The sequence below is a fragment of the Salmonella sp. A7 genome, from assembly GCF_020181675.1.
In the GTDB taxonomy this organism is placed as follows: domain Bacteria; phylum Pseudomonadota; class Gammaproteobacteria; order Enterobacterales; family Enterobacteriaceae; genus Salmonella; species Salmonella enterica.
Window position 1 is genome coordinate 4,646,626 of record NZ_CP084001.1, and the last position, 15,907, is coordinate 4,662,532.

The window sequence follows — 15,907 nt, forward strand, 5'->3', positions numbered from 1 at the left end:
AATACCTTGCCGGATGGCGGCGTAAACGCCTTATCCGGCCTACGGTTGACATATATGTAGGCCTGATAAGCGAAGCGCCATCAGGCATGATGAGGAAAAGAGTGAAATGAGTATGGTTGAAACTGCCCCGAGTAAGATTCAGGTTCGTGATTTGAACTTCTACTACGGCAAATTCCATGCCCTGAAGAACATTAATCTGGATATCGCGAAGAATCAGGTAACGGCATTTATCGGGCCATCCGGCTGCGGTAAATCAACGCTACTGCGTACCTTCAATAAAATGTATTCGCTTTATCCGGAGCAGCGCGCGGAAGGTGAAATTCTGCTGGATGGCGACAATATTCTCACCAACACCCAGGATATCGCGCTGCTGCGCGCAAAAGTGGGAATGGTATTCCAGAAGCCGACGCCGTTCCCGATGTCCATCTATGACAATATCGCCTTTGGCGTGCGTCTGTTTGAGAAGCTGTCTCGCGCCGATATGGACGAGCGCGTGCAGTGGGCGTTGACCAAAGCCGCATTATGGAACGAAACCAAAGATAAATTGCACCAGAGCGGGTACTCTCTCTCCGGTGGTCAGCAGCAGCGCCTGTGCATTGCGCGTGGTATCGCTATTCGCCCGGAAGTGTTGCTGCTGGATGAGCCATGTTCAGCTCTGGATCCGATCTCCACCGGGCGTATTGAAGAGCTGATCACCGAGCTGAAACAGGATTACACCGTGGTGATCGTGACCCACAACATGCAGCAGGCGGCACGTTGCTCCGATCATACGGCGTTTATGTACCTGGGCGAGTTGATTGAGTTCAGCAACACGGACGATCTGTTCACCAAGCCCGCGAAGAAACAAACAGAAGACTATATCACCGGTCGTTACGGTTAATTCAGGAGTGCGTAATGGACAGTCTGAACCTTAATAAACATATTTCCGGCCAGTTCAACGCAGAACTGGAAAGCATCCGCACTCAGGTAATGACCATGGGCGGCATGGTGGAGCAGCAGCTTTCTGACGCTATCACCGCCATGCACAACCAGGACAGCGAGCTGGCGAAGCGCGTGGTAGAAGGCGATCATCAGGTTAATATGATGGAAGTCGCCATCGATGAAGCCTGTGTGCGTATTATCGCCAAGCGCCAGCCGACGGCGAGTGACCTGCGTCTGGTAATGGCGATTATCAAAACCATCGCCGAACTGGAGCGCATTGGCGACGTGGCGGATAAAATCTGCCGTACCGCGCTGGAGAAATTCTCCCAGCAGCACCAGCCACTGCTGGTCAGCCTGGAGTCGCTGGGTCGCCACACCGTGCAGATGCTACACGACGTTCTGGATGCGTTCGCGCGGATGGATCTCGACGAAGCGGTGCGTATCTACCGTGAAGACAAGAAAGTTGACCAGGAATATGAAGGCATCGTGCGTCAGCTGATGACCTACATGATGGAAGACTCGCGCACCATTCCCAGCGTGCTGACCGCGTTATTCTGCGCGCGCTCTATCGAGCGTATCGGTGACCGTTGCCAGAATATTTGCGAATACATCTTCTACTTCGTGAAGGGGCAGGATTTCCGTCACGTGGGCGGAGATGAGCTGGATAAGCTGCTGGCGGGGAAAGATCCGAAAGAGTAAATCTCATTCTTTTGCCCGGTGGCGCTGCGCTTACCGGGCCTACAGGTACAGATGCTGTAGGCCGGATAAGCGTCAGCGCCATCCGGCATTTCAGTTAACGCGTAATCTCCCACCCGCGCGCTTTCCACAATCCCGGCAACTGCGCCAAATCGGTAAACGTCGTCACGTTAGGGTGATCGATCGGCTTGTTATGCGGATCGGCGCAGAAATAAAACACTTCCATTCCCGCTGCAATTCCTGACTGCGCGCCTGCGCTGGAATCATCCACCAGAATACACTTCTCAACATTGACCTTCATGGCGTTCGCCGCATGGAGCATCAGCGCCGGATCGGGCTTCCAGCGTTGAATATCGTAACCGCTAAACAGCAAATCGGGAAAATGATGCAACATGCCCAGTTTACCCAGCGAATGCTGCATCTTACTGACCGGCCCGTTGGATACCACGCACATCGGCGTCTTAATGCTCTCCAGCAGGGTATTTGCGCCCGCGATCGCTTCCAGTTCGGTATCGAACAGGCGCGCAACCTCGGCGCGGTACACGGGTTCCAGCTCCGCCTTTGCCAGCGCAACGCCATGCTCTTTACTGATGGTATCGATAATTTCGTAGAGCTTTACGCCTTTAAAGCGTCTGAATACTTCTGTGAGCTCAAGCGTAATGCCGAACTGCCGGAACATAGTGACATAGGCGCGCGAGCAAATCACTTCACTGTCGACCAGCGTGCCGTCACAGTCAAAAAACACCGCTTCGATTTGGGACATGTCATTTCCATTTTAACAAGTTTAACGTTTACGTAATGCTGAATGAGGGGACGCAATCGTTGCCGTACTAACAAATTGAGTGAAAAAAATTACCACACAACTGCGCCAGGTGTCGCATTTTGGTATAGGATAACGGCGAATTTTCCCTCCTTTCTCCGGAAATTGATAATGAGTCAACAACACACCACCCAGGCTTCTGGTCAGGGTATGCTGGAACGCGTGTTTAAACTGCGCGAACATGGCACGACGGCACGAACCGAAGTGATCGCCGGTTTTACCACTTTCCTGACGATGGTTTATATCGTTTTTGTTAACCCGCAAATTCTGGGCGTAGCTGGCATGGACACCAGCGCCGTCTTTGTGACCACCTGTCTGATTGCAGCCTTTGGCAGTATTCTGATGGGCCTGTTCGCTAACCTGCCGGTGGCGCTGGCGCCCGCGATGGGGCTGAATGCGTTCTTTGCCTTCGTGGTTGTTCAGGCAATGGGACTGCCGTGGCAGGTAGGCATGGGCGCCATTTTCTGGGGCGCTGTTGGTCTTTTATTGCTGACTATCTTCCGCGTGCGTTACTGGATGATCGCCAACATTCCGGTCAGCCTGCGCGTGGGCATCACCAGCGGCATCGGCCTGTTTATCGGCATGATGGGGCTAAAAAACGCCGGCGTGATTGTCGCCAATCCAGAAACGCTGGTCAGCATCGGCAACCTGACCTCGCACAGCGTGCTGCTGGGGGTTCTCGGATTCTTTATTATTGCGATTCTCGCTTCGCGCAACATTCATGCGGCGGTGCTGGTGTCCATCATCGTCACGACGCTGCTTGGCTGGATGATGGGCGATGTGCACTACAACGGCATTGTCTCCGCGCCGCCAAGCGTCACCAGCGTGGTCGGGCATGTCGATTTGGCAGGCTCGTTCAATCTTGGCCTGGCGGGGGTTATTTTCTCCTTCATGCTGGTAAACCTGTTTGACTCCTCCGGTACGCTGATTGGCGTGACCGATAAAGCCGGCCTGGCGGATGAGAAAGGCAAATTCCCGCGCATGAAGCAGGCGCTGTTTGTTGATAGTATCTCTTCCGTCACTGGCGCATTTGTCGGAACCTCTTCTGTGACCGCTTATATTGAATCGTCTTCCGGCGTTTCGGTGGGCGGTCGCACCGGTTTGACGGCGGTGGTGGTCGGTATTTTGTTCCTGCTGGTTATCTTCCTGTCGCCGCTGGCGGGCATGGTGCCGCCTTACGCGGCGGCGGGCGCGCTGATTTACGTCGGCGTGCTGATGACCTCCAGCCTGGCGCGGGTAAACTGGCAGGATTTAACCGAATCGGTCCCGGCGTTTATTACGGCGGTAATGATGCCGTTTAGCTTCTCGATCACCGAAGGTATCGCGCTGGGCTTTATCTCTTACTGCGTGATGAAGATTGGTACCGGTCGCCTGCGCGACCTTAGCCCGTGCGTAGTGATTGTCGCGCTGTTATTCGTGCTGAAGATTGTGTTTATTGACGCACACTGATGAAATGAACCCTCGCCCCATCGGGGTGAGGGTTTTTAACGAGCTTACGCTTTAACGCGCTGAATAAACTCACCAAATGCGGTCAGCTGACCGGTCAAATGATCTAACGTTCCCTGATCCACCACTTCTCCAGTCTGCGGGTCGACTTTATTCTGAATCACGCCGCCCATAAACTCCGGTTTATTCATCACCATCGCATCAAGGAACACCAGAATCTGGCGCAGATGATACTGGCAGCGCGCGCCGCCAATCGCCCCCATTGAACTGGTCTGGATAAGAACGGGCTTACCCGCCAGCGGCTGCTCAGGCAGACGGGATAGCCAGTCGATGGCATTCTTCAGGCCGCCGGGAACGGAATAGTTATATTCCGGCGTCACAATGACGACGCCGTCAGCGTTGCGAATCTGCTCCGCCAGCGCCTCTACGCTGGCTGGAAATCCCTCTTCCTGCTGGATATCGGCGTCATACAACGGAATATCCCCGATCGAAGGCAGCGGCGATACCGTCATTCCTGCCGGCGCGACTTTAGGCAGCGTACGCGCCACCATCCCGTTAAAGGAACCTTTGCGTAAACTTCCCAGCAATGTAACCACATTCAGCGTTTCAGACATACGTGCCCCCTTTTTTCATTATGAACGATTAAGCGTATACGATTTGGCGGCGGGGAGTTGGGCGAATCGCATCAGACGCCCGGTTGGTTCATTGGCGCGCGTCTGGATATCGGGCAGGCTTTTCCAGCCCAGTTTGCCATCGAACTCCCACACTTTTAATTTTTCTATCGCTGGCGTAACGGTTACGGACCATACCAGCACATCCTCCGCATCGCACACGGCTTCAAGCTGCGTGACATGCGCGCACTTCAGGCGTCCGGCAACGGGTAAAAGTTGCAGCTCCCGCGGATCGTCATTCATGACATCGCCGGTGAGTTTTAACACGCTCTGGCGCAATGTGATGAGTTGCGCTCGCGCTTCGTTGGGATCGTTTTGATTGGATACCCATAAGTTTTCATTACGGGAGAAAGGGTGGCGTTCGAGCGAATGCGGATGGTGAAAGCCGCGGGAGGTGCGCTGTAATTCCATATCCAGCCCGCACTCTCCTTCGGTGGTCAACGCCACGCCAACCATATTTCCGGCGTAGGAGATAGAAAAACCTGGCAGATTTTTGTCACGAAACGCGGGTTTACCTTTCGCCTGAATAATGATTTCCGGCAGCTCGCTAATTCCGTACAGCATAAACATCAGTTCGGCAAGAAGGCCTCTGGAGGCGAGAAAACGCGTTCGTCGGTGAGCAGGCAGGTTTCTGGCTTCAATATGGCAAGACGAAGAGAGACGAATTGAAACCAACTGTCCCTCCGTAAGTATCCCTCTGGCAAAGTGAGTCGCCATTTTTCGCTCCGTGATTAATGGGCCGTGATAATGACGAGAGTAACATTAACGTAAATTATGGACAGGTTTTACGCGCTAAAAATTCAATTTCAGAACGTTCTTTAATCAGACGGTGACATTTCTGGTAAGAGGAAGGTTAATTTATCAACGCAGGTAGTCAGATAAGGCGACGGCAGAGCGTGTTGATAGCCTGTCGTAGCCACACAATCTTGGGATTATGACTATTACGTTTGTGCCATAATAGGGTAAACGGCACCATCAGCTTTTCCCGCTGTTGCGCATCAAAAGGCAGGGGGCGCGCCACTAACGGTAGCTGGTGGAGCTGATTGTAGTGCTGGCAATAGCGCGGCGCGGTTGCTATCAGGGTGTGATCCGGCTGGGCGGCCATAAAGAGCGACTGCTCGAACCCCGGCAGGCTCAACGCGATATGGCGTTTGCGTCCCATTTCTTGCAGGACATCATCCAGCGCCCAGGTATCGCTTTGCTCCCAGCAAATACTGATATGCGGGTAGCGCAGAAATGTGTCCAGACTCCACTCTTCCTGCAATGCCGGATGATCTTCACGTAGCCAGACGCAAGGGAGATCGGAAAATAACACTTCATGGTCGATCGACAACGGCAGTAGGCTCAGCAGTTCTCGCGAGCGGGGATGGCTTTCGCGTCCGGTGAAGCCGATATCCACCTCGCCGCGAATAATCGCATCCAGCGAATCATAGTCCCAGTTGCGTATTTTGATCGTCGCCTGAGGATAACGCTGATAGATCTGCCGGGAGAGGGCGTTAAACATGATCATGACCAGCGGTGTTTCAGCCACCAGATCAAACTTCAACCCGCGCGGAGCCTCATGGTGCGGCTTATCCAGCAATTGATTGCTCATCTGCATCCACTCTGCCAGATTCTGCTCCATACTGACCATTAACGGCGTCGGCGTAAGTCCCAGCGGGGTGTTTACAAACAACGGGTCGTCAAACCAGGTCCGCAGTTTCGACAGCGACTTACTCACCGCCGACGGCGTGACGTTCATCCGTTTGGCGGTTTTGGTAACGCTGCGTTCCTGCATCAATAGTTGCAGGCACAGCAACAAATTAAGATCGAGACTGCTGAGGGATTTCTTCATGAGTTGGCACGGACCGGTTAGGGGCAACAATGATAATCAGCATGATACTCACTATGCTACAGCCAATCAGAATCCCGATCAGCATATTCATCGCGCTGATACCGAGTATTGCCGCCAGCCAAATCCACAGTGATGAACCGCAAACCTGCGCGATACCCAGCGTGGAACTGGCCACACCGGCGCGCAGCGAAAACGGCCCCAGCGCTTGGCTCATCGCGACGCCAAAACCAACCGAGAATCCGGCGCAGATAAGCGTCAGGCCAAAGAGCGTGACGGTATTGGTATGAGCAAGGCTTAACGTCACGCCAGCCGTCAAAAACAGCCCCTGTGAGACGAGCATTAAGGTTCGCGGCTTAAATAACCCAAGCGCAAAAGGGGTAGAAAAAGAGACGACCATGCTGACGCCTGCGGTGAGCGCCATGGTAATGGCATAGTCGCCACGGCTAAATCCCATCACCTCCATCAGCAGCACTGGAGAGGCATTGACGAAGGTCAGGATCACCGACACGCTAAGGGTGGTGATCGCCAGTCGACTGACGAAAAAACGGTTAACCAGCGACTCGGCGGCGGGCGACGATCGTGATAAATCGCGTGGAGCCAGCCTTGCCGGGCGCGTCTCGCGCAGGATAAACAGTGATAACAGGCCCACAATAATGCCCATCGCGGACATCGTATAGAACAGACTTTGCCAGGGGAAACGAAGCATAATCAAATGCCCCATCACCGGGGCGAGTACCGGCACAATACAGGTAATCCCATTCAATAATGACAGCACTTTCGCCCGGCGATGCTCATTGAGCGTGTCGCGTAGAATGGCGAACGCCACCACATAGCAGCCGCCTGCGCCTACTCCCTGAAGAAAACGCCCACTCAGAAATAGCGAGCCTTCCGACGCCCGTGAACAAAGCAGTGAGGCTATCATAAAGACGAGCGCGCCGACGATCGCGACCGGCTTGCGGCCTGACTGGTCGGCTATCTTCCCGGCAAACAGCATGGCCGTCGCCATTCCGGCCAGGTAAACGGAGAAGGCGATATGCAACTGCGCCTCGCTGGCGTTCAGATCGGCGGCTATACGCGGTAAACCGACCAGATACATATCAATACCGGCAGGATAGAGTAAAACCAGGGCAAAACTACACAGTAGAAAACGTTTCATAACGGCCTCACGAAAAGTGTGGCGCTAAGAATACGGGGCGACGTTGCGCGAGACGAGTTGCCATTTGGACAACAGTGATTTCCTATGAGGCAATGAGATATCACCCCGGCAGTGACGTAAGCCGGATGGCGTCAGCCGTCACCAATACAGAAACTGGAAAATCTAGATAATTCGTTGATATATAATCTATAATTTGCCTTGAAAACATGGCTATGGGCACATTAAAGGACACAAAAACCAAGTAGCTGGTGAAACTGTAAATAGACCCGTTTTAGTTCCATGCATTTTTTGAGATCCCGGCCAGATTGACCCTGGTAAGTGAATTTCTGACATCTGTTTGAGTGTCAGCCAGTTTGTTGCAGTGGATTTGCAGGCAGTAGCCGGGTTGAAGCTGATCTGCGCGCTGGCGTCACTTTCACTCTCTTACGCTCTTAAAAGTGACGCCGCGTTTTGCACATTCAGCAGGAAGTACGGACGGAAAACCTTCGGCAATGCCGTCCGACTTCTCTACAGCGTTCTGTCTGCCGCTACGCTTGCAACAGGGTAGCGATAAAGGGTGTGGTCACCTGCATCGAGACAGGAGGTCAGTTTCGGGCCACGCTTCGTTCCCTGGGTGACCGGGGGCTGACCGCCAAAGGCGCTTCTTACAGGTTGCAGTTCGTCTTAGAACAGGAAGCTTTTAGGGGTACTGCTATGAGTTGGGGGTAGGATAGAACGGGGGAGGAGGGAAAGCTGCGGGAAATTGTTTGTGGGATTTGAAAATTTTTCCTAGTTGAGCCAAGAAGTAACTTTGTTATGAAAATGAAGTTCAACTCTAACGGTTACAGGGATGCTTCTTTAAGTTGGAGTAAATCTTATGATACCACCAACTAAAAATGTTGGTAAGTGTCCACTTACAATATGTGTATAACAAAAGTTAAGTTATCTCACTTTCAACAAAAATTTTGCCGTCAGGGGATTCCATCATTTTTTGCTAGATAGAGAAAATTTTTAGTATCTTCCGGATTCAGGAAACTAACGCATAAAACTGTGTGTTATGATATGCCGCGAAACGAAGAACAATAATAATTGAGTCATCTAAATTTTTTGGTTATTGGTTGTGATTTAAGGGAGCAAAAACAAATAAAAAAATTATTGTGATTGCAACCTGATCGATCGTACAATGCGATAACTTGAATATCTCAGGAGGTTGTTATGGCTTTCGTATCTCTATCAACGATGGCTGCGAAAACTGGCCGTATGGTACAAAGCAACCACGTTACTGTTACTCAAACTAAACGCGCCACTGGTGCTGTGGAACTGGGATTCAGAATTGGTCGCACTGCTATGGATGCAACTGGTATCGAAACAGGTGACCGTGTTGATATCCTTTACGACAGTGAATCATCATTGTGGATGATAAAAAAAATCCCAGAGGGTGGTTTTGGAGTTGCAGGACAAAAGAATAAAGCAGGTGAGTATTCATCCTGTGCAATCAGAATCACACTACGGCCAGGGTTTCCTCGCCTGTCTGATGATGATGATGCATCGGTGAAACAGTTTTCACAGGATTCAGACACTCAGATGGAGAAAGGACAAATTATCTTCAAGTTGGGTGATGAGTAGGAAGGCAGCAAAAGGAAAAGGCGAAGATCAGATCTAAAGTTTGGCGACTCTTTCTGATCTCCGCCTACAGTAACCAGTGTTGCACTGTTTGGCGTGCAATTGGCTGTGCATAATATTATGCATATCCGCGCACCGTATCCAGCTTTTTTGGTTTTTTTGACCGAACGTAGCTGCTACCAATAGTGTTTCCTGTGGTTCCCTTCTGCGTCTTATTGTTTATATATCAATAGATAAGGTGCTTTTTATGGAACACTTGACCATTCCTCCAGCAGTCGCTCGTAATGAGCTTGCGTTAAAATTTTCGGCTCATCCAGCAGTTTTGGTGATGCTCAATCGTATGAAGAATTCACAGATTGTTGTTTTGTGTTCACTTCTTCGGGGTGACCGTTTGACTTCTGCTGGAAACAATATCACGGCTGATTTTGAAGTAACTCGGCTCCCTGCGATCATTGAGATTCTTGAGAAGAAATACTTCATCCCTGTTCAGCACTGTAATGTCATTACGACATCGGTTACAGCGCGGAGTGCAACAACTCAAACATTCTATGTAATGGACAAGGACACTATCTCTCAGATTGTTTCTGAGCCTGAAGCAGTTTTTCAGGAGAAGCGGAGAGCCTTGGTTAAAACCGAAGCCTTGAAAGCTCAGAAAAAATTAGATGGCTTAATTAAGAAACATGGCGGAGTCACCGAAACCTTACTGTATCTCACTCATCATGCTTACAAGGATAAAATGTTAAGTAATGAAGAGTGGAGGGAGCTAGATGAGAAGTTCATTGAGATTCTGAATGAACTGAACGCTGCGTAGGTATTGATTATATCATCGATAGTTCCGGCATTTGCCGGAACTATTCTTTATATATTACTAAGCTGTTAATTTGATTTTGATGCGTCAATTGGTATTGATTTCATAAGCCTTCCCAAACTTCCCGATAACCACCTTCCGCTCCTCCTCAATCTGCGCATCAACAAAATCAGCCTAGGACTGAAGCATCTTCCGACGCTGATTCAGGTATTCCGCATGATTGTAGACACCGCGAACGCCGCCGATTTTATGCGCCAGGCATTTCTCCACCCAGTCTGAGTTGTAGCCCTGCTCATGTAGCAATGTGCTGGCAGTACGCCGGAAGTCATGAATAACAAAATCCCTGACGTTCAGATCCAGCGTACGCACCGCACAGTTCAGCGTTGTTTTGGAGATCGGGCGTCGGTGGTCGTTTCGGCTGGGGAAGACGTAAGGGGAATCTCCGGCCAGAAATTTTAGCTCTTCGAACATCGCCAGCGCCTGCTTTGACAGCGGAACAATATGTGGATTATCCATCTTCATTCTTTCGCCGGGGATACGCCATTCCAGCGCGTTGAAGTTAACTTCATTCCATGTTGCTTCAATCAATTCCGATTTACGCACCATGCAGATGATCAGCAGGTGCAGGGCCAGCTTGTGGCGTCGGTTCATGTTAGAGGTGTAGATCCCCCGTAACAGGATGCCGATCTCTTCTGCGGTCAGCGCCACATCACGACTTGTTGCTTGTGCGATATAACGAGCCTCGATAGCCGCTGCCGGGTTGTTGAAGATGATTCCCCTGGAAATTGCATAGGCCAGCATGCGTTTAAGCACGTTTCACGTCAGTAATGCGACGTGATCCGAACCTCGTTGCTTGATGCGGTCGAGCACGACCTGAATGTGGGCAGTAGTGAGTTCTTCGAGTTCCAGCTTCCCGATGATGGGAATGATGTCCTTCTCGATAACGCGAGTGATGTTGCGCGGATCGCGGTTACTTTTTTCAACGATATCGGTCAGCCAGCGTTTGGCGAATGTTTTGACTGTCGTTGGGTCTTTCTGTTTAAGCTTTTCTTCCTGCTTTTTCTGCGCGGGATTGATGCCATGGGCAACCAGTGAGCGGCACTTTTCACGCCAGAGCCGCGCTTCTGCAAGTGAGAAAGCTGGGTATTCGCCCAGCGTGATCTGTTGCGATTTGTTGTCAAAGCGGTAGCGGAAACGCCAGATTTTTCGTCCGGTGGGAAGAACTTCAATCACCAACCCGTCATGATCGGCAAGTTGCCAGGGGCGGTTTCTGGGAGCAAGTGTGCGTAATTTGGTATCTGAAAGTGCCATATCTCACCTCTATAGTGTGTCCATGAGAAGGGATATTTGAGCGTTTTTTATACCGTTTTTGGTGTTCATTTGATGTAATTTTTAGATCAAAAAGTAAACAATGGTACACGAGGGATTTAAAGATGGGGACAATTCAGGACACAAAAATCGCGGATGAACCCGCACGACTATGGACGAGTATGGAAAGTAAAAACCCGCATTAACAGGCAGTTAATGCGGGTTAGTGAACGTTCACGGACGAGGATGGACTAAAACTTACTTACCAATACAGAAGCTGGAGAAAATCCGTCCCAGCAGGTCGTCGGAGGTAAACTCGCCGGTAATCTCGCTTAAGCTTTGCTGCGCCAGGCGCAACTCTTCCGCCAGCAGTTCCCCCGCCCATGCGCCTAATAACTGCGCTTTGCCCTGCTCAAGATGTTCAGCGGCTTCCGCCAGCGCCTGTAGGTGACGGCGACGGGCCAGGAAGCCGCCTTCCATATTGGTATCAAAACCCATGCTCTGCTTGAGGTGGTTACGCAACACGTCGACGCCTTCGCCGGTACGCGCCGAGAGGCGAACCAGTGAGTGACCATTTACTTCACTAATACCCAGCGTTTCGCCGGTGATATCCGCCTTGTTACGTACCACGGTAATCGGTAGATTTTTGGGCAGACGGGCGATAAAGTCCGGCCAGATGTCGGCAGGGTCCACGGCGTCCGTCGTGGTGCCATCCACCATAAACAGCACGCGATCGGCCTGTTCAATCTCCTGCCAGGCGCGTTCGATGCCGATACGCTCAACTTCGTCGCTGGCGTCGCGCAGTCCGGCGGTATCGATGATATGCAGCGGCATCCCGTCGATGTGAATATGCTCGCGCAACACGTCGCGCGTGGTACCGGCGATATCGGTGACAATGGCCGCTTCACGGCCTGCCAGCGCATTCAGCAGGCTGGATTTCCCGGCATTCGGGCGTCCGGCAATCACTACCTTCATCCCTTCGCGCAGCAGGCTACCCTGGCGCGCTTCGGTGCGCACGGCGTCAAGATCGGCGATGACGCCATTGAGCTGCGCTTCGATTTTGCCGTCAGAGAGAAAGTCGATCTCCTCATCCGGAAAATCAATAGCCGCTTCGACGTAGATTCGCAGGTGAGTAAGTGCTTCCACAAGGTGGTTAACGCGGGCGGAAAATGCCCCCTGTAACGAGTTTAGCGCCGAACGCGCCGCCTGTTCGGAACTGGCATCGATCAGGTCGGCAATGGCTTCCGCCTGGGCTAAATCGAGCTTATCGTTGAGGAACGCTCGCTCGGAGAACTCGCCCGGTCGGGCAATGCGCACGCCTGGAAGCGTCAGGATACGTTTTAACAGCAGGTCCAGGATCACCGGACCGCCGTGCCCTTGTAGCTCCAGCACATCTTCACCGGTGAAGGAGTTCGGGCCGGGGAACCACAGCGCAATACCCTGATCCAGCGCGCTGCCGTCAACGTCTTTAAACGGCAGGTAGTCGGCATAGCGCGGCTTCGGCAGCTTGCCCAGTACCTCTTGCGCAACGTCGCGCGCCTTCAGACCAGAGATACGCAGGATACCCACGCCACCGCGTCCCGGTGGGGTTGCCTGGGCGACGATAGTGTCGTTATGGCTCATGGTTAGTCTCAACTTTGTTGCAATAAAAAAAGGCGGTCATATGACCGCCTTTTGATTGTAGGCCTGATAAGCGTTAGCGCCATCAGGCTGACCGGCGCGCCTTGCCGGATGGCGGCTTCGCCTTATCCGGCCTACACCGAATCAGGATTTTTTCTTCTCGCGGCTATGCAGGCCACGCTTCTCCAGACCACGGTAAATCAGCTGCTGCTGAATGATGGTGACCAGGTTGCTGACGATATAGTACAGCACCAGACCTGACGGGAACCACAGGAAGAACACCGTAAAGATGACCGGCATAAAGGTCATGATCTTCTGCTGCATCGGGTCGGTCACGGTGGTCGGCGACATCTTCTGAATGAAGAACATCGTTACGCCCATCAGGATCGGCAGAATGTAGTACGGGTCCTGTGCGGACAGGTCATGAATCCACAGCGCGAACGGCGCATGACGCAGTTCAATGGAACCCATCAGCATGTAGTACAACGCCAGGAAGATAGGCATCTGGATGATCAGCGGGAAGCAGCCGCCCAGCGGGTTAACCTTCTCCGCTTTGTACAGGGCCATCATCTCCTGGCTTTGGCGCTGTTTATCATCGCCAAGACGTTCGCGCATCGCCTGAATTTTCGGCTGCAGCATACGCATCTTCGCCATTGATGTGTACTGCGCTTTGGTCAGCGGGTACATGATACCGCGAACGATAAAGGTAATGATGATAATGGAGAAGCCCCAGTTGCCCACAAAGCTGTGGATCCACTTCAGCAACTTGAACAGTGGCTGAGAGATGAACCACAACCAGCCGTAGTCCACGGTCAAATCCAGGTGCGGTGCAACAGCCGCCATTTTATCCTGAATTTCCGGGCCGACCCACAGGGTGCTGGTCATCGCGCCAGTCTGGCCTGGCTGTACCAGTACCGGCTGCGCTTTATAGCCGATAGCGACAATGCCGTTACCCAGATTGGCGGTGTAGAAATTGTTGGTGCCGTCGTTACGCGGAATCCATGCGGTGGCGAAATACTGCTGCAACATTGCCACCCAACCGCCTTTGGAGCTGACGTTGAGGTTTTCGTTATCGGCAATGGTGTCGAATTTGTATTTCTCATACTTCTCATCCGGCGTGGAGTACGCTGCGCCGCGGAACGTATGCAGCGCAAAGTTGCTGCTGCCGGTGTCGCGATGAGGAGGCAGGTTGACGGATTGTTTTAACTGACCAAAGGTGGAGACTTCCAGCGGTTTTTCGCCGGTGTTCTGCACGCTATAGTTCACGTTAACCGCATAATCGCCACGCTTAAAGACAAACGTTTTGGTAAACGTGTTGCCTGCGGCGTCAGTATAAGTCATCGGAACCTGCAGTTCGTTCTGACCGTCGGCCAGCACAAACGCCTCTTTCTCGACGTTGTACAGCGGACGCGGGCCGTTCGCCGGGTTATCCGGGCCGTCGCGGCCTGTCAGGCCGCTTTGCGCCTGATAGATAAACTGCGGGGTGGTTTCCAGCAGCTGGAACGGTTCGTTGGAACCCAGTTCTTTCGGGTAAGCCGGGAGCAAGGCCTGCTCGACATCACCACCACGGGTGTTGATAGTCAAATCAAGCACATCGGTTTTCACCGTAATCATTTTCCCCTGGCCACTGGCTGGTACGCCCTGGTCGGCGGCGCTACCCGCTGCGGTGGTCGTTGTCTGCGTGGTCTGTTGAGTCTGAGGTTGCGGATTTTTATCCTGCTCCCAGGCTTGCCAGATCATGAAAGACACGAACAGCAAAGCGATGACTAAAAGATTGCGTTGCGAATCCATCGTTAGTGTTCTCTGGTATCAAATGGTCCGGGCGGGACGGGATCGTCACCACCAGGGTGTAAAGGGTGGCATTTTAATACGCGTTTCACCGTCAACCAACTGCCTTTTATCACTCCAAACCTGCGCAATGCCTCAATTCCGTAGCTTGAGCACGTTGGCGTGAAACGACAATGCGGCCCAAGCAGCGGACTGATCAGGCGTTGATAGACCCGAATAAGGGCTATCAGGACCCGCGAGCCAGGCGACAGTGGCGGCGCCATAATTTTTCCAACGCTTCCGAGAGAGCACGGTTATCGAGGTCGGCAACCCCTTTTTTCGCCACCACCACGAAATCCATTGCAGGAAGTTCATGCTGGCGCAGACGGAAGCTTTCACGCGTCAGACGTTTAATCCGGTTGCGTTCATGCGCACGTCGAACATTTTTCTTGGCGACGGTAAGACCGATACGGGGATGCCCCAGCGAATTCAGGCGGCCGAGGATGGTGATTTGCGGCGTGCCAGCCCGTTGAGGTTGCTGGAAGACGAATGTGAAATGAGCGGGAGTTAACAAACGTAACTCCCTGGGAAATGCGAGCTTAACCACTCAGGGGTTAGCTTTATTACTTGGAAACGGTCAGACGAGCGCGGCCTTTAGCACGACGACGTGCCAGAACCTGACGACCATTTTTAGTAGCCATACGAGCACGGAAGCCGTGAGAACGGTTGCGCTTCAGTACAGACGGTTGAAAAGTGCGTTTCATGGCGATTTCTACCTAAACTTGAATAAATTCACTGACTTTTGCGTATACCCGAACAAACTTTGAACGACTTACGCCACAGTGTGGGTGATTAAAGAGGCCGGATTGTAATAATTGTACACTCCGGAGTCAATTCTCTTTCCTTATTTTCCCGCGATTTTCCACGCCTTTTTGTGCGGAAAATAAGCAGCGTTGACGCCATATGACGGGCATTGCGCGACGGGTGGAGAATTATACGGACTGCCAGGTAAAGCGCAAGGATCGCCCTGGATCTTTATGCGATCTTTTAGGCGTCTGCTCACCTTTACCTATTAATTTTTTCAATATGCGCGCGAAAGCGTACAGGAGTTCCCCTGGATCGATTACACTTATCCTTTCCTGGAAAGTCCTGTGGATAAATCGGGAAGAATCTGTGAGAAACAGAAGATCTCTTGCTCAGTTTAGGCTATGATCCGCGGTCCTGATCGTTTCAAACGATCCTGGTCAGGCATGAACAC

15 protein-coding genes and 1 pseudogene are annotated in these 15,907 nt (G+C 52.1%); 5 read left to right on the forward strand and 11 right to left on the reverse strand.

The genetic code is table 11. The features are described 5' to 3' along the window. The first annotated feature begins 106 nt into the window (after window positions 1-106). Window positions 107-880 carry a phosphate ABC transporter ATP-binding protein PstB gene (pstB, locus tag LCS67_RS22490; protein WP_000063118.1) on the forward strand — a complete coding sequence of 258 codons (774 nt, stop codon included), beginning with the start codon at window positions 107-109 and terminating at the stop codon, window positions 878-880. Between the two features lie 14 nt (window positions 881-894). Further along, complete coding sequence (gene phoU / locus LCS67_RS22495; protein ID WP_000377800.1) at window positions 895-1,620, forward strand: phosphate signaling complex protein PhoU; 726 nt, start codon at window positions 895-897, stop codon at window positions 1,618-1,620. 94 nt (window positions 1,621-1,714) lie between these two features. On the opposite strand, the gene yieH is transcribed toward phoU, so the two are convergent. Next, entirely contained in the window at window positions 1,715-2,380 is a 666-nt protein-coding gene (gene yieH / locus LCS67_RS22500) for a 6-phosphogluconate phosphatase (RefSeq protein ID WP_000078081.1), read from the reverse strand. Between the two features lie 168 nt (window positions 2,381-2,548). On the opposite strand from yieH, the gene adeP reads away from it, so the two are divergent. Beyond that, window positions 2,549-3,886 (forward strand): adenine permease AdeP, encoded by a 1,338-nt coding sequence (gene adeP / locus LCS67_RS22505; RefSeq protein ID WP_001519317.1) that lies wholly within the window; start codon window positions 2,549-2,551, stop codon window positions 3,884-3,886. 44 nt (window positions 3,887-3,930) lie between these two features. On the opposite strand, the gene LCS67_RS22510 is transcribed toward adeP, so the two are convergent. The 4 genes from LCS67_RS22510 to LCS67_RS22525 all read right to left on the reverse strand — a co-directional run bounded on the left by LCS67_RS22510 (window position 3,931) and on the right by LCS67_RS22525 (window position 7,544). Next, the gene (locus tag LCS67_RS22510) at window positions 3,931-4,497 is read right to left on the reverse strand and encodes an NADPH-dependent FMN reductase (protein WP_000005228.1); all 567 of its coding nucleotides are present in this window, start codon (window positions 4,495-4,497) and stop codon (window positions 3,931-3,933) included. A gap of 18 nt (window positions 4,498-4,515) precedes the next feature. Then, a complete protein-coding gene (locus tag LCS67_RS22515) occupies window positions 4,516-5,271 on the reverse strand; it encodes a 4'-phosphopantetheinyl transferase family protein (protein ID WP_000190681.1) in 756 nt (251 codons plus the stop codon). Window positions 5,272-5,428: 157 nt separating this feature from the next. Beyond that, on the reverse strand, window positions 5,429-6,388 hold the full coding sequence (gene yidZ / locus LCS67_RS22520; protein ID WP_000749361.1) for an HTH-type transcriptional regulator YidZ: 960 nt from the start codon (window positions 6,386-6,388) through the stop codon (window positions 5,429-5,431). Beyond that, window positions 6,357-7,544: an MFS transporter gene (locus tag LCS67_RS22525; protein ID WP_000819611.1), complete on the reverse strand. Its 1,188-nt coding sequence runs from the start codon at window positions 7,542-7,544 to the stop codon at window positions 6,357-6,359. Before LCS67_RS22525 ends, yidZ begins: the two co-directional genes overlap by 32 nt. A 1,194-nt stretch (window positions 7,545-8,738) precedes the next feature. Here LCS67_RS22525 and LCS67_RS22530 point away from each other — a divergent pair. Both LCS67_RS22530 and LCS67_RS22535 read left to right on the forward strand, forming a co-directional pair. Then, complete coding sequence (locus LCS67_RS22530) at window positions 8,739-9,149, forward strand: hypothetical protein (RefSeq protein WP_000896275.1); 411 nt, start codon at window positions 8,739-8,741, stop codon at window positions 9,147-9,149. 244 nt (window positions 9,150-9,393) lie between these two features. Beyond that, on the forward strand, window positions 9,394-9,957 hold the full coding sequence (locus LCS67_RS22535; RefSeq protein WP_000400698.1) for a hypothetical protein: 564 nt from the start codon (window positions 9,394-9,396) through the stop codon (window positions 9,955-9,957). Between the two features lie 84 nt (window positions 9,958-10,041). On the opposite strand, the pseudogene LCS67_RS22540 reads toward LCS67_RS22535, so the two are convergent. The 6 genes and pseudogenes from LCS67_RS22540 to rpmH all read right to left on the reverse strand — a co-directional run bounded on the left by LCS67_RS22540 (window position 10,042) and on the right by rpmH (window position 15,413). Then, window positions 10,042-11,265: pseudogene (locus LCS67_RS22540) on the reverse strand (tyrosine-type recombinase/integrase). Between the two features lie 255 nt (window positions 11,266-11,520). Continuing rightward, a complete protein-coding gene (gene mnmE, locus LCS67_RS22545; RefSeq protein ID WP_000019081.1) occupies window positions 11,521-12,885 on the reverse strand; it encodes a tRNA uridine-5-carboxymethylaminomethyl(34) synthesis GTPase MnmE in 1,365 nt (454 codons plus the stop codon). A 141-nt stretch (window positions 12,886-13,026) separates the two neighbouring features. Beyond that, entirely contained in the window at window positions 13,027-14,673 is a 1,647-nt protein-coding gene (gene yidC / locus LCS67_RS22550; RefSeq protein ID WP_000378283.1) for a membrane protein insertase YidC, read from the reverse strand. 2 nt (window positions 14,674-14,675) lie between these two features. After that, window positions 14,676-14,933 (reverse strand): membrane protein insertion efficiency factor YidD, encoded by a 258-nt coding sequence (gene yidD, locus LCS67_RS22555; protein ID WP_001307474.1) that lies wholly within the window; start codon window positions 14,931-14,933, stop codon window positions 14,676-14,678. Further along, entirely contained in the window at window positions 14,897-15,256 is a 360-nt protein-coding gene (gene rnpA, locus LCS67_RS22560; protein WP_000239725.1) for a ribonuclease P protein component, read from the reverse strand. Before rnpA ends, yidD begins: the two co-directional genes overlap by 37 nt. Before the next feature lie 16 nt (window positions 15,257-15,272). Next, complete coding sequence (rpmH, locus tag LCS67_RS22565) at window positions 15,273-15,413, reverse strand: 50S ribosomal protein L34 (protein ID WP_000831330.1); 141 nt, start codon at window positions 15,411-15,413, stop codon at window positions 15,273-15,275. Window positions 15,414-15,907: the final 494 nt, after the last annotated feature.

Excerpts from the sequence above, each read along its gene's own strand:
- yidZ (WP_000749361.1), bottom strand. The coding sequence starts at position 6,388 with ATGAAGAAATCCCTCAGCAGTCTCGATCTTAATTTGTTGCTGTGCCTG.
- LCS67_RS22535 (WP_000400698.1), top strand. The coding sequence starts at position 9,394 with ATGGAACACTTGACCATTCCTCCAGCAGTCGCTCGTAATGAGCTTGCG.
- pstB (WP_000063118.1), top strand. The coding sequence starts at position 107 with ATGAGTATGGTTGAAACTGCCCCGAGTAAGATTCAGGTTCGTGATTTG.
- yidD (WP_001307474.1), bottom strand. The coding sequence starts at position 14,933 with ATGGCGCCGCCACTGTCGCCTGGCTCGCGGGTCCTGATAGCCCTTATT.
- LCS67_RS22510 (WP_000005228.1), bottom strand. The coding sequence starts at position 4,497 with ATGTCTGAAACGCTGAATGTGGTTACATTGCTGGGAAGTTTACGCAAA.
- LCS67_RS22530 (WP_000896275.1), top strand. The coding sequence starts at position 8,739 with ATGGCTTTCGTATCTCTATCAACGATGGCTGCGAAAACTGGCCGTATG.
- yieH (WP_000078081.1), bottom strand. The coding sequence starts at position 2,380 with ATGTCCCAAATCGAAGCGGTGTTTTTTGACTGTGACGGCACGCTGGTC.
- yidC (WP_000378283.1), bottom strand. The coding sequence starts at position 14,673 with ATGGATTCGCAACGCAATCTTTTAGTCATCGCTTTGCTGTTCGTGTCT.
- phoU (WP_000377800.1), top strand. The coding sequence starts at position 895 with ATGGACAGTCTGAACCTTAATAAACATATTTCCGGCCAGTTCAACGCA.
- mnmE (WP_000019081.1), bottom strand. The coding sequence starts at position 12,885 with ATGAGCCATAACGACACTATCGTCGCCCAGGCAACCCCACCGGGACGC.
- LCS67_RS22525 (WP_000819611.1), bottom strand. The coding sequence starts at position 7,544 with ATGAAACGTTTTCTACTGTGTAGTTTTGCCCTGGTTTTACTCTATCCT.
- adeP (WP_001519317.1), top strand. The coding sequence starts at position 2,549 with ATGAGTCAACAACACACCACCCAGGCTTCTGGTCAGGGTATGCTGGAA.
- LCS67_RS22515 (WP_000190681.1), bottom strand. The coding sequence starts at position 5,271 with ATGGCGACTCACTTTGCCAGAGGGATACTTACGGAGGGACAGTTGGTT.
- rpmH (WP_000831330.1), bottom strand. The coding sequence starts at position 15,413 with ATGAAACGCACTTTTCAACCGTCTGTACTGAAGCGCAACCGTTCTCAC.